This is a genomic window from Dokdonia sp. 4H-3-7-5 (genome assembly GCF_000212355.1).
Taxonomy (GTDB): Bacteria; Bacteroidota; Bacteroidia; order Flavobacteriales; family Flavobacteriaceae; genus Dokdonia.
This window is the reverse complement of sequence record NC_015496.1, coordinates 1,701,847-1,715,497: the sequence shown is the minus strand read 5'-3', so window position 1 is coordinate 1,715,497 and position 13,651 is coordinate 1,701,847. Positions and strand designations below refer to the sequence as shown.

Genomic DNA, 13,651 nt, shown 5'->3' with positions numbered 1-13,651 from the left:
TTACATAACGCTTAATCTTTTTTTAATTAAGATTTTTGCCACCTTGGCTTTTCAGCTTACATTTTATGGAAAATATTTACATTTTTATGATTGCTGCGTTGGCAATTCTCGCAATTGCAGATTTGGTAGTCGGAGTGAGTAATGACGCAGTAAACTTTCTAAATTCCGCAATAGGATCTAAGGCGGTTACTTTTAAAACAGTGATGGTTGTGGCTAGTGTGGGTATAGCTTTTGGAGCGCTTTCCTCTAGCGGGATGATGGAGGTTGCAAGGAAAGGAATTTTTGATCCTAGTCAGTTTTATTTTGATGAAATCATGATCATTTTCATGGCCGTCATGATTACAGATATTATACTACTTGATATTTTTAACAGTCTGGGTATGCCTACCTCTACAACGGTCTCTATAGTATTTGAACTACTAGGAGCTTCTGTGGTTATGTCCATTATTAAAATATCAAACAATAGTGATTCTCTTGCACAGATAGGTGAATATATAAATACAGATAAAGCAACGGAGATTATATTAGGTATACTACTCTCTGTTTTTATCGCTTTCACTATAGGAGCTATTATACAGTTTTTAACAAGATTCCTTTTGACTTTTAATTTTGAGAAAAAGCCATCTTGGATAGCTGCTGTTTTTGGAGGTTTTGCAGTTTCATCTATTTCCTACTTTATCATTATTAAAGGATTAAAGGGAGCAAATATTTTACCGCCTGAGTTTAGTAGCTGGGCAAACGATAATTTAATTCAATTTCTAAGCGCTAATTTTATTATTTGGACTGCAGTCTCTTGGGTGTTTCATGCAATTCTCAAACAGAATATATACAAACTTGTGATCATCTTAGGAACCTTTGCACTCGCAATGGCCTTTGCTGGCAATGACTTAGTAAACTTTATAGGAGTTCCTATGGCTGCCTATAATTCATTTATAGCCTGGTCTGGTTCTGGAATACTACCAAGTGCATTCAGCATGGAGCAGCTTGCCGATAAAGTACCTACACAACCTATTTTACTTCTGGTCGCTGGTTTAATCATGGTTCTTACATTGTGGTTTAGTAAAAAAGCAAGACGCGTTGTAAAAACCTCTGTAGATTTATCACGTCAAGATGAAGTAAAAGAGCGATTTAAACCTAACTGGGTTTCACAACACTTAGTACGTGGAGTTATCATTGCAAATAATGGTGTTAATAAAATATTACCTGCAAAGCTGCGCCAAAGCATAAACAAGAGCTTTGAACCATCGACTGTAATCCACACAAAAGCATCGGAAGCACCCGCTTTTGATATGGTGAGAGCTGCCGTAAATCTTGTAATTGCGAGTGTTCTTATATCAGTAGCTACTGGACTTAAGCTTCCACTATCTACAACTTATGTTACTTTTATGGTTGCTATGGGTACTTCCCTAGCAGATCGTGCTTGGGGAGCAGAAAGCGCTGTTTATAGAGTAGCTGGTGTTCTTAATGTAATAAGCGGATGGTTCTTGACAGCATTTAGCGCATTTACTGCGGCAGGTATTCTAGCATACCTAATGTATCTAGGAGGGAATATTGCCATCATAGGCTTATTCTTCCTTGCTATTGCCATGCTGGTAAGAAATTATTTATCTACTAAAAAGAAAAATAAGGAAGCAAAAATTGAAGAAGATCTTCGTAAAGCAGAAAGTAAAACCATTTCTGGTATAATCGAAGAAAGTGCTGATAACATTGCAAAAACGATTATTCGTACTGATAAAATTTATACAGGAACTCTAAAGGGTCTTGCTAAAAATAAGGTAGGAAGCCTCAGAAAGAGTAGAGCCACCGTCGAAAAACTTAATGAAGAGATAGATGAACTGCGCAATAATATTTTCTATTTCATTAAAAACCTAGAAGAAACAAGTGTACGAGGATCAAACTTCTACATAGAGATATTGGGATATCTTGAAGATATCACTCAATCGCTTGAGTACATAGCAAAAGTGAGTTACAAGCACGTTAACAACAATCACAAACCGCTACGTTTTAATCAAATTAGAGATTTACAAGAAATAGACAACAAGCTGTGTGACTTCTTACAAGAAACAGCTCAAGCTTTTAAAGACCGTAATTACAACAAAATAGAGAAGCTTTTAGGAAGGAAACAAGAGCTTTATGGTCACGTAACAGATAAGATTCAAAAGCAGGTAGAGCGCACACGATCTGAAGAGTCTAGTCCTAAAAATACCACCTTGTACTTTGGGCTATTATTAGAAACTAAAGATCTTATAGAAGAGATCATGAACTTACTTGAACTCTATAACACAGAGCACAAAAGATCAAAATAAAGTGTATCACATATGTGTACCAAAATGCCGGAAACATTATTTGTTTCTGGCATTTTTTATTTGTGATGTAGATACGCTTTCGCGAAAGCGTAATCATATCCCGCAAAAGGCTCTATCAATTGATTTAAGGCTTGTTTACTATTAAAGTAAAACTATGTAGTCGAATAACACCTAAAAACGGCTCAAAGCGTTAAAGCTTACTAAAAACGTCTGTTAATCTTACTTAAGACAAAATGAAATAGCAGCAGTAATCCTTAATATTATAACCTAACCAAAAATTAATATTATGGCAGATATAGTTAAGGACGAAAAAGATCCTACAGATGAGTATTTACTTCAAGATAATAAGAAGACACGCTTTGGAGCGACTTTTATAATTATAACATTAGTAATCCTAATAATTGCAGTGGTAGCAACCTACTTTGCATTAGGATTATAATATTTTTAAACCGAAATTTTAAGGTATAAACGCGATTGCTAAAAGAACACACACGATAATGATGATTGTAATTTTCATAATTATTATTTTGAGGATTTATACCTAGCAAATATGCACATCATTTATTAAAAATTAACGGGGTGTTTACCCCTAATCAAATCGCAATCAAACCTTTTCAACAAGAATGCAAAACATAAAAAAGCCCGAATTCCATATGGAATTCGGGCTTTTTATTATCTATAACTTTTTCGCGAAAGCGAATATAAATTATCCTTTTAGGGACGCAGAAAGGTACTCACGGTTCATACGTGCGATGTTTTCTAGAGATATCCCTTTAGGACACTCAACCTCACAAGCACCTGTATTTGTACAGTTACCAAAACCTTCTTCATCCATCTGCTTTACCATATTAAGAACACGAGTAGTTGCCTCTACCTCTCCTTGTGGAAGTAATGCAAACTGACTCACCTTTGCTCCTACAAATAGCATAGCACTCGAGTTTTTACAACTTGCTACACAAGCTCCACAACCGATACATGTAGCCGCTGCAAAAGCGTCATCTGCATTTTCCTTTTCAATAGGAATCGAGTTTGCATCTTGTGTATTACCAGAAGTATTAACAGATATAAATCCTCCTGCATGCTGTATACGGTCAAAAGCAGAGCGATCTACCATAAGATCTTTTATCACTGGGAATCCCGCAGCTCTAAAAGGCTCTATAGTAATTGTATCTCCATCCTTAAATTTACGCATGTGTAACTGACACGTTGTTACAAGTCTATCTGGACCGTGTGCTTCACCGTTGATAAACATAGAACATGAACCACAAATACCCTCACGACAATCATGATCAAATGTTACGGGTTCATCTCCTTCACTGATGAGCTTATTATTAAGCACATCCATCATTTCTAAGAAAGACATATCACCATCGATACCATCGATTGGGTACGTTACTATGCTTCCTTTAGCTGTGGCGTTTTTCTGGCGCCATACCTTTAGCGTTAGTTTCATCGTCTTCTTATTTATAGCTTCTTTGTTTTAACTCAATATTCTCAAAAATCAATTCTTCTTTATGTAGAACTGCGTCTTTAGGCGCACCTTTATGCTCCCAAGCAGATACAAAAGTATAATTCTCGTCATCACGTAGTGCCTCACCTTTTTGAGGACCATCTAGCTCTACAGACTCTTCTCTAAAGTGCCCACCAGCAGATTCGTTACGAGTTAATGCATCCTTTGCAAATAACTCACCTAGCTCTAAGAAATCTGCTACACGAAGTGCTTTGGCAAGTTCTTCATTAAATTCATTCTGTCCTCCAGGTACACGCACTTCTTTATAAAAATCATCACGCAGTGCTGCGATTTCGTCAATAGCACTTTGTAGGTCTGTCGCGTTACGTGACATACCACATTTGTTCCACATAATCTTACCTAACTTCTTGTGGAAGTAGTCTACAGATTTTGTTCCATTGTTATTTACTAAAGCATCTACTTGCTTACGCACGTTTTGCTCTGCTTCTTCAAACTCAGGAGAGTCTGTAGAGATAGGACCCGTACGTATATCATGAGATAAGTAGTCACCTATTGTATATGGTAATACAAAGTATCCATCTGCAAGACCTTGCATAAGCGCCGAAGCTCCTAAACGGTTTGCACCGTGATCTGAGAAGTTTGCTTCTCCTATCGCATATAATCCCTCTACAGAAGTTTGTAAGTTATAATCTACCCATAATCCTCCCATTGTGTAATGTACCGCTGGGTAAATCATCATAGGTGTTTTGTAAGGGTTTTGATCTACAATCTTCTCGTACATCTGGAATAAATTTCCATATTTATTACGTACTACCTCTGTTCCTAATGCTGTTACGACTGCTTTATCATTTGCATCTTTATGCTGTACATACGCTTGTTCTTTACCGTAACGCTCGATTGCGCTTGCAAAGTCCAAGTATACTGCTTCTCCAGTTTTGTTTACTCCAAAACCTGCATCACAACGCTCTTTTGCAGCTCTTGATGCTACATCACGTGGCACTAGGTTACCAAAGGCTGGGTAGCGACGCTCTAGATAATAATCTCTCTCGTCTTCGGTTAACTCTGTAGGCTTCTTCTTTCCTTCGCGTATTGCGATAGCATCTTCTTTTTTCTTAGGCACCCAAATACGACCATCATTACGTAGTGATTCAGACATAAGTGTTAACTTAGACTGGTGATCACCAGAAACCGGTATACATGTAGGGTGTATTTGCGTATAACAAGGGTTTGCAAAATAAGCACCTCGTTTGTGAGCTTTCCAAGCTGCCGTTACGTTTGAGCCCATTGCGTTTGTAGAAAGGTAAAATACGTTTCCATATCCTCCCGTTCCTAGTACAACCGCGTGTGCAGAGTGACGTTCTATTTCTCCTGTAACAAGGTTACGAGTGATAATACCACGAGCTTTACCGTCTACCTTAACGACATCTAGCATCTCGTGACGGTTATACATTTTTATCTTACCACGACCTATCTGACGATTCATAGCAGAGTATGCTCCTAGTAGTAATTGTTGTCCTGTTTGTCCTTTTGCATAAAAAGTACGACTTACAAGTACACCACCAAAAGAACGGTTATCTAGCAACCCACCATAATCACGTGCAAAAGGAACCCCTTGTGCTACACACTGATCAATAATGTTTGTAGAAACCTCAGCAAGACGATAAACGTTTGCCTCACGTGAGCGGTAATCACCACCTTTTACCGTATCATAAAATAAACGGTAGGTAGAGTCACCATCTCCTTGGTAGTTTTTGGCTGCGTTAATACCTCCTTGTGCAGCAATGGAGTGCGCACGACGTGGAGAATCTTGAAAGCAAAAAGCCTTTACGTTATAGCCTAGTTCTGCAAGCGTTGCTGCTGCAGATCCTCCGGCAAGACCTGTACCTACAACAATTACATCAATAAGACGTTTGTTTGCAGGATTTACAAGGTTAATTTCATTTTTATAATTAGTCCACTTATCAGCTAGTGGTCCTTGAGGTATTTTAGAATCTAATGCCATAGCTTTATTTTTTTAGTGAGGAATTTGATTAAAGTGCAGGTATACTGCAATTATTATAAATCCTACAGGTATTGTAATTGCCCAAACTTTAGCAAACTTTGAAAGTCCAGCAGAGTATTTATTATTAAATCCTACAGACTGGAATGTTGATGCAAATCCGTGCCATAAGTGAAGTGCTAGTAATACAAAAGAAATCACATATAGTATTACACGTACAGGGCTTTCAAATTTGTGAACAGTCTCTGCATAATATCTTGTAGGATCTTCTGGATGCGTCTCTACATACTTATGAATCATTTCTGGAATCCAGAAATCATAAAAGTGAAGTCCTAAGAAGGCAAGCACTACAAGCCCAGATAGGATCATATTACGTGATGTCCAAGGTGCATTTGCACTTCCTTTATACTGCGCATATCCTACTGGACGTGCTTTTCTATTTTGTAGTTCTAACACAAACCCCATAACAAAGTGAAAAACCACTCCGAAAATAAGAATAGGTTGCAATCCATATTGTACTAATGGGTTCGTACCCATAAAATGCGACCACGCATTAAATGTATCTGGCGCAATAACCGCTGTACTGTTAATTACAAAGTGCTGTGTTAAAAAGACAACTAGAAAAAGACCTGATAGCGCCATGGCTACCTTTCGGCCAATCGAAGATTTTAATAATCCGCTCATTTAATTTTTGGTTTGGAATAATCTATACAAAAATACGGCGCAAACGTTGTTTTGGCAACTATACAAGGAAAGCATTGCTATTATTTAGAATGATTATAAGAAAAATCACAACTATGTTGAACACTAAAAGGTAGGTATTGCAAAAACTTCATTTTACGTTCAACATTTTCAATATTATTGAAAACTTTTAAGAGAGATTTATAAATTTTTACGCTTTCGCGAAAGCATAAATTCAATCACAAAGACCTATTTCAGTCAGATTTACTATGACATTTTAAACTTATAAATAGACGTTACACAACCAAGGATCACATCATCTCTTCGGTAATCAGTCTCTTTTTAAAACGAAAAACCCCGTACACTTGGTACAGGGTTTTAAAAAATCTTGTCTAATTATATTATTTAATCTCTAAGGTAGTTTGCGCTGCATTACTATTACCTCCTCCACCATCAAGGGAAACTGTATACACTCCTTTTGGGAGATAATACTTACCATTTTTGGCTTTCTGAATGTCTAATGAAGAGTTTGCCTTTTCAAGTATCTTCTTCCCTTTTTCTGTTATAGAAAGATCGTAATTAAACACATTAAGTCCCGCCGAAGGCAGTAATGCTGCTCGTTGCACTTCTTTCCCTTCTGCATCCTTAATAACCATAGCAAATTTACCTGCGTTGCTTGTGTAGTAATTGATTGCAACATTTGGCTCGTTTGGTTCAGACCAGCCGCTCCAACTATTACCCCATCTCCCGCTTGATCTTACACTAGCAATGTCAAATATTTGAGCATTTGCCCCTGTATTTACTTGCTGTATAGGTGCTAGATCTGCTCTGTATATGCTTCGGCCGTGCGTTCCTAGTAATAGGTGATTTGCTTTTTTCTGGATTTTCATATCGTGAACTGCTACTGCCGGTAGTGGCGCAGTGGTTTTATCTGATACCGCTTTCGCGAAAGCGTTATAACTCTCACCACCATTCATGCTCACATAAGCACCATTATCTGTACCTACGTAAATGATATTTTCTTTTACAGGATCTTCGATAATCACATTAACAGGAGACATAGGAATCCCTGCCGAAATATTCTTCCATGTCTGTCCATAATTATCAGATACATAGATATACGTTGCAAAATCATCCCAGCGATATCCATTTAAGGTGGCATATACTCGCTCCTTCTTATGCTCTGAAGCCACGACACGTGATACCCACAAATCTTTAGGCAATGTATTACTTATCACTTGCCAATCACTACCGCTGTTCTTTGTAACCGAAATCTTACCGTCATCACTTCCTGTGTATATCAACCCAAATTGAAAAGGAGACTCTGAAACTGAAGTAAGAGTTCCATAAGCCACATTACCAGGCTTACCGCCATGTGTAAGGTCTGGGCTTATTGCAGTCCAGCTATCACCTTGATCCATAGATCTCATGAGTTTATTACCTCCTAGATATAAAATATCTTGGTTATGAGAACTTAGTAAAATAGGCGTTTGCCAGTTAAAACGATATGGCTTCTCTCCTAAGGTGTGCTTTATATCAAATCGCTTGTTTTCTCCCGTCTCGCGATTAATCCTGAAGTAGTTTCCAAACTGAAATCCTGTGTACACAATATTTGCATCACGACTATCTACTTGTACTTGCATACCGTCACCACCCATGATACTTTCCCAAGGGTACTGCCCGCTTTGTAACCAGCCTCTACTTTCTTGTGTAGTACTAGGAGCTACCCACACCCCATTATCTTGTAATCCTCCATATATATTATAAGGCTCCTCATTATCTACTTGAATAAAGTAAAACTGACCAACAGATGGATCATTTGCCTTTATCCAGCTAGCACCATCATCGTATGAAATATTAATCCCTCCATCATTCCCATTTATAAGGTGCTTTTCATTCTTAGGATTAATCCACAGCGCGTGATGATCCGAGTGCACGTTAGGAGCATTGATACTCGTAAATGTCTTTCCTCCATCCTTAGACTTCACAATAGGCACACCGTAAATGTAAATATCTTGAGCATCTGATGGATTTACATTAATCTCCCCAAAATAATACCCGTAGCTATAATATAAATCATCTATATAGCCTTTGTGAGTTTTTTTCCATGTGGCCCCACCATCATTAGATCTATACACCTCTGCCCCTACTACAGGCGTATCAAACATTTGTGTATTTGCAGTTTCTAAGTACGTGGCAAGATCTACTGGCTGTACATCTCCTTGACGTACCATAGATTTTACGTTTGCAGCACGATATTTTTCTTGAAAACCATTGCGCTTTAGGTAATCATCTAGTTTCTTGTCATCAAGAGCTAGTAGTGCCTCTTTAGACATTGTTTTAAAATCGTCTTTTTCTAACTTATTTGAAGATGATTTTTTTCCCTCGCCCTCACGTCGAAATTGGCTATCATGCACAGCATACACCGTATTCTCGTCATACACCGCAATACCTATTCTACCCACACCATCACCAGATGGAAAATTAGTAAGTTGTTGCCAAGTATCTCCACCATCTGTACTCTTATAGATTCCAGATCCAGCGCCCGCTCCTTCAAAGTTCCACGCTTTGCGATCCTTTTGCCATGCCGAGGCATACATCAAATTAAAATTTGTAGGATCATTATCTATATCTATAATTCCCGTTTTATTATCAATAAATAAGGTTTTCTTCCAGGTCTTACCGCCATCTGCTGTTTTATAAACTCCTCGCTCTTCGTTATCTGAATATAGATGACCCAATGCTCCTACGACAACCTCATCTGGATTAGACGGGTTTATTAAAATACGCCCTATGTGATGACTATCTATAAGTCCCATATTTTGCCATGTCGCTCCTTTATCTGTAGATTTTAATAACCCGATACCCGCATAACTAGATCTAGAGGCGTTATTCTCTCCAGTACCTACCCATATTGTTCCGCTTTTCCAGTCTACGGTCACTTCTCCTACGTTCTGCGTAGGTGCATTATCCATTACTGGTGTAAAAGTGGTTCCATTATTATTAGTGTACCATAAACCACCACTTGCATAGCCTGCATAAAACTCTGAAGGCATTTCTGGATTTACCGCAATATCTACAATACGACCACTCATTACCGAAGGCCCTATATTTTCAAAAGGGATATTTTTTACAATACTGTTACTAAGCGACTGCTCTTTTTGAAGCACTGCCTGTTCTTGTAATTGTATAGAGGTCGCTGGTTGTTGTGACTGCCCTTTAGTAAGTGCAAAAAGAACCGCACTTGAGGCAAGGAAATAACGTAATTTCATTTGGTTTGGATTTTATAAGGCAATGAAAATACGGAAAGGACTTATTTTAAGAAAACTTTTGGTTTTTGTTTAACAGACATTATACAGAATGGTTTGCAAGAATCAACACCCAAAAAGAAATGCTCTCCGAAACTTATTAAAGCTAGGAGAGCATTAAAACCGATTACATCATCAATTGTGAGTCTATCATATTTAATTAATAAAATTTACTTTACCAGTTTCCATATCATATATCGCCGAAACAATTTTAATCGTACCATCATTTTCCATTGCTGCCATTTTAGGTGATTGCTCTCGGATATCTTCAACCGTTTTAATAGCATTTTTGTGAATTACATTATTAGTAAATGCAACATTCTTAGAAGATAGGTCGCCATCATTCTCGGTTTCAAGTACTGACGGTTTAATCTCATCAAGTAAATCTGAAAGAGAATTCATACCCATAGATGCAGCATCCGTATTATCTATAGCATGCTTTACTGCGCCACATTCTGTATGACCCATTACGATTACTACTTTTGATCCTGCAACGGCTGTAGCAAATTCCATAGAGCCCACGATATCTCTATTTTCAATATTACCCGCTACTCTTGCAACAAAAATATCGCCTATTCCTAGGTCAAAAACATCTTCTACAGGTACTCTACTATCAACACAAGAAAGCACAATCGCTTTAGGATATTGACCTATAGTGGCTTTTCTCCTTTGTGCGGAGTGGTCGCGTTGTGTCAAATTATTATCTATAAAGTTCTGATTTCCCTTTTTTAGTCGATTTATAATTTCGTCAGGAGTCATTCCAGCTTGCTCCTCGGCTGTCATAATGCTTTGTACGACTTTGTTTTCTACCACCTCAGGAGTTGCTGGTTTTTCTTGTGCAATTTCATTGGAGTTCTCTTTACAAGAGTTTAAAAAAATCATGCAAATCGCAACTAGTGATACATTTAATAGCTTTCTCATTTTTCTAATTTTTATTTAGTTATTCATAACGATATAACTAGTTTCAAATTTAATAGTAATACTATCATTTTTAAAACTTATGCTATTATTTTAACCAATAATTAACTCATATGCTCTTCTACAGTGATATTGACAGTCAATTATTGTGATGCTATTTTCACTAAAAAGCATGTTCTAATTTGTACTTTTACAATAGTAGATTAAAGAATAATAGATACACCCGCATAAAAAGTCACAATTATGAAATACGACTTAATAGACAACACCCTTTTTATAAAAAACCGCAAAAACTTTATGGCGCAAATGAAGCCTAAGAGTCTTGCTGTTTTTAATAGTAATGACACTTACCCAGTAAGCGCAGACTCTACTCTTCCTTTTGAGCAACATCGTGATATTTTTTATTTAAGCGGCGTTGATCAAGAAGAGTCTATCCTTGTTTTATTTCCAGACTGTCCAAAAGAGCAATATCGTGAGATCCTTTTCTTAACAGAAACTAACGATCACATCGCAGTTTGGGAAGGAGAAAAACTTACAAAGGAAAAAGCATTAGAAACTTCAGGAATCAAAACAGTTTTTTGGCTTCAAGACTTAGAGAAAGTGTTTGCAGAGCTTATGACGTATGCAGATACTGTATATGTAAACACTAATGAACACTATCGCCAGTCTGTAGCACTTGAGACAAGAGAAGATCGTTTTACAAAATGGTGGAAAGCAAAATATCCAGCGCACAGTGTTGCAAAAAGTAACCCAATCCTACAGCGCTTACGTTCTGTAAAAGATCCTATCGAGTTAGATCTAATGCAGAAGGCTTGTGATATTACTAATAAAGGTTTCCGTCGCGTGCTTGGGTTTGTAAAACCTGGAGTTTGGGAGTATGAGATTGAAGCAGAGTACATGCATGAATTCTTACGCAATCGCTCTAAGAAGTTTGCGTACACACCAATCATAGCTTCTGGTAATAGCGCAAACGTACTTCACTACATTGAAAACAACAATCAGTGTAAAGATGGAGAACTTATATTAATGGATGTAGGAGCAGAGTATGCAAACTACTCAAGTGACATGACAAGAACCATTCCTGTTAATGGAAGGTTTACAGACAGACAAAAAGATGTTTATAACGCAGTATTACGCGTAAAGGATGACGCTACAAAAATGTTAGTACCTGGCACTATGTGGGAACAATATCACGTAGAAGTGGGTAAACTGATGACTTCTGAGTTACTAGGTCTAGGGTTACTTGACAAAGCAGATGTGCAGAATGAGAATCCAGACTGGCCTGCTTATAAGAAGTATTTTATGCACGGTACTTCTCACCATATTGGACTTGATACTCATGATTACGGATTGCTACATGAACCTATGCAAGCCAACAATGTGTTTACTGTAGAGCCTGGAATATACATTCCTAAAGAAGGTTTTGGGATACGTATAGAGGATGATCTAGTCATCCAAGAAAATGGAGCTCCTGTAAATCTTATGGGTGACATTCCTATCACAGTTGAGGAGATTGAAGATCTTATGAATAAGTAAAATAAGTACGCTTTCGCGAAAGCTATCAAACTATAAAAGCCCGTTTTCACATTGAAAACGGGCTTTTATAGTTATAAGAACTTCTTAGTTTGCTACAGGAAGAGAAAATACATAACGCTGTAATAGCTCTAGAGCACTACGTTTATCCTCCGTTGCGACTAGCAATGATATGTTATGATCACTTCCTCCGTAAGAAATCATGCGCACTTGCACGTCTTGGAGCACTTGGAATAACTTGTGTGTATCTGCATGGCGATTTACCTCATTACCTACAAGACAGATAATAGTCTGATTTTTATCTACCACCACTTGCGCAAATTGTAACAACTCTGCTTGTATAGCATCAAGATGTGTTGTGTCATCAATCGTGAGTGACACCGCAATTTCTGAAGTGGTAATCATATCTATGGAAGTCTCATAGCGCTGGAAGATTGCAAATACTTTACTTAAAAATCCATGTGCTAGTAGCATCTTACTAGATTTTATTTTCAGTGCTGTAATCCCATCTTTGGCAGCGATTGCTTTTATCCCTTCCCCTTCAGATCTATGAGTTATTACTGTTCCAGGAGCATCTGGCTCCATCGTATTTTTAAGTCTTAACGGTATACGATCCTCACGTAGCGGCTGCACTGTTTGAGGATGCAAAATTTTGGCTCCAAAATAAGCCAACTCTGCCGCCTCATCATAAGAGAGTGCACCTATAGCTTTTGTTTTCTCAACTTCTCTAGGGTCATTATTGTGAAAGCCATCTATGTCTGTCCAGATTTGCACCTCACTTGCCTGTATTGCAGCCCCTATTATAGTTGCTGTATAATCACTTCCTCCACGTTGTAAGTTTGAAATCTGACCATAATAATTACGGCATATAAAACCTTGGGTGATATACACCACACTATCATCAGTCTGCTCAATTACTCGACGTAAGTTTTGCGCGATGTAAAATTGATCTGGCTCATGCTCTTTATCAATTCGCATAAATTCTAGCGCAGGTAACAAGACAGCTTTAAGCCCTTCTTGCTCTAGGAAATGACAAAATATAAAAGTAGAAAGTAATTCTCCTTGCGCTACAATTGCCTCCGCTTTTTGATCACTAAAATCTTCAGATGAAAGTCGCTCTATCTCTGCAAAAATCTCATCTACATATCCTATTACAAGAGGCTTTAACCTTTTATCTGTAATTAACTGCTCCACTACATCGTCATACCTAGACTGCAGGCTGCTACTTAGCTGGTTTGCTTCTGCAAGATTTGAAGCTCTTGCGGCATTTGCGATTTGGACTAAGGCATTAGTAGTACCAGACATTGCAGAAAGCACTACTATTTTAGGAGTTGGCGTGTCAATAATATGTCTTACTGAAATCATATTTTCTATAGACCCAACGGAGGTACCCCCAAATTTTAAAACTTGCATACGTGATATTTTTAAACAAAAG

General features: G+C 37.7%; 9 protein-coding genes. 3 read left to right on the top strand and 6 right to left on the bottom strand.

Features of this window, described 5'->3' with window-relative positions; translation table 11 throughout:
- Positions 1–65: 65 nt before the first annotated feature.
- Both KRODI_RS07585 and KRODI_RS15655 read left to right on the top strand, forming a co-directional pair.
- Entirely contained in the window at positions 66–2,306 is a 2,241-nt protein-coding gene (locus KRODI_RS07585) for an inorganic phosphate transporter (RefSeq protein WP_013751008.1), read from the top strand.
- Positions 2,307–2,592: 286 nt separating this feature from the next.
- The gene (locus KRODI_RS15655) at positions 2,593–2,745 is read left to right on the top strand and encodes a hypothetical protein (protein ID WP_013751007.1); all 153 of its coding nucleotides are present in this window, start codon (positions 2,593–2,595) and stop codon (positions 2,743–2,745) included.
- Positions 2,746–3,012: 267 nt separating this feature from the next.
- Here the strand turns inward: KRODI_RS15655 and KRODI_RS07580 are convergent, their stop codons facing one another.
- The 5 genes from KRODI_RS07580 to KRODI_RS07560 all read right to left on the bottom strand — a co-directional run bounded on the left by KRODI_RS07580 (position 3,013) and on the right by KRODI_RS07560 (position 10,686).
- Positions 3,013–3,759, bottom strand: a complete 747-nt coding sequence (locus KRODI_RS07580) for a succinate dehydrogenase/fumarate reductase iron-sulfur subunit (RefSeq protein ID WP_013751006.1) — start codon at positions 3,757–3,759, stop codon at positions 3,013–3,015.
- Positions 3,760–3,766: 7 nt separating this feature from the next.
- Positions 3,767–5,779: a fumarate reductase/succinate dehydrogenase flavoprotein subunit gene (locus tag KRODI_RS07575; protein ID WP_013751005.1), complete on the bottom strand. Its 2,013-nt coding sequence runs from the start codon at positions 5,777–5,779 to the stop codon at positions 3,767–3,769.
- Between the two features lie 12 nt (positions 5,780–5,791).
- Complete coding sequence (locus KRODI_RS07570) at positions 5,792–6,460, bottom strand: succinate dehydrogenase cytochrome b subunit (protein ID WP_013751004.1); 669 nt, start codon at positions 6,458–6,460, stop codon at positions 5,792–5,794.
- 398 nt (positions 6,461–6,858) lie between these two features.
- Positions 6,859–9,729 (bottom strand): WD40/YVTN/BNR-like repeat-containing protein, encoded by a 2,871-nt coding sequence (locus KRODI_RS07565; protein WP_013751003.1) that lies wholly within the window; start codon positions 9,727–9,729, stop codon positions 6,859–6,861.
- Positions 9,730–9,921: 192 nt separating this feature from the next.
- Positions 9,922–10,686 (bottom strand): carbonic anhydrase family protein, encoded by a 765-nt coding sequence (locus KRODI_RS07560; protein ID WP_013751002.1) that lies wholly within the window; start codon positions 10,684–10,686, stop codon positions 9,922–9,924.
- A 240-nt stretch (positions 10,687–10,926) separates the two neighbouring features.
- Between KRODI_RS07560 and KRODI_RS07555 the strand changes: the two genes are divergently transcribed.
- Complete coding sequence (locus KRODI_RS07555) at positions 10,927–12,219, top strand: aminopeptidase P family protein (protein ID WP_013751001.1); 1,293 nt, start codon at positions 10,927–10,929, stop codon at positions 12,217–12,219.
- Positions 12,220–12,303: 84 nt separating this feature from the next.
- On the opposite strand, the gene KRODI_RS07550 is transcribed toward KRODI_RS07555, so the two are convergent.
- On the bottom strand, positions 12,304–13,629 hold the full coding sequence (locus tag KRODI_RS07550; protein WP_013751000.1) for an aspartate kinase: 1,326 nt from the start codon (positions 13,627–13,629) through the stop codon (positions 12,304–12,306).
- Positions 13,630–13,651 lie beyond the last annotated feature (22 nt).

Bases quoted from the DNA above. Each gene is read 5' to 3' on its own strand.
- KRODI_RS07585 (WP_013751008.1), top strand. From the start codon at position 66: ATGGAAAATATTTACATTTTTATGATTGCTGCGTTGGCAATTCTCGCA.
- KRODI_RS15655 (WP_013751007.1), top strand. From the start codon at position 2,593: ATGGCAGATATAGTTAAGGACGAAAAAGATCCTACAGATGAGTATTTA.
- KRODI_RS07580 (WP_013751006.1), bottom strand. From the start codon at position 3,759: ATGAAACTAACGCTAAAGGTATGGCGCCAGAAAAACGCCACAGCTAAA.
- KRODI_RS07575 (WP_013751005.1), bottom strand. From the start codon at position 5,779: ATGGCATTAGATTCTAAAATACCTCAAGGACCACTAGCTGATAAGTGG.
- KRODI_RS07570 (WP_013751004.1), bottom strand. From the start codon at position 6,460: ATGAGCGGATTATTAAAATCTTCGATTGGCCGAAAGGTAGCCATGGCG.
- KRODI_RS07565 (WP_013751003.1), bottom strand. From the start codon at position 9,729: ATGAAATTACGTTATTTCCTTGCCTCAAGTGCGGTTCTTTTTGCACTT.
- KRODI_RS07560 (WP_013751002.1), bottom strand. From the start codon at position 10,686: ATGAGAAAGCTATTAAATGTATCACTAGTTGCGATTTGCATGATTTTT.
- KRODI_RS07555 (WP_013751001.1), top strand. From the start codon at position 10,927: ATGAAATACGACTTAATAGACAACACCCTTTTTATAAAAAACCGCAAA.
- KRODI_RS07550 (WP_013751000.1), bottom strand. From the start codon at position 13,629: ATGCAAGTTTTAAAATTTGGGGGTACCTCCGTTGGGTCTATAGAAAAT.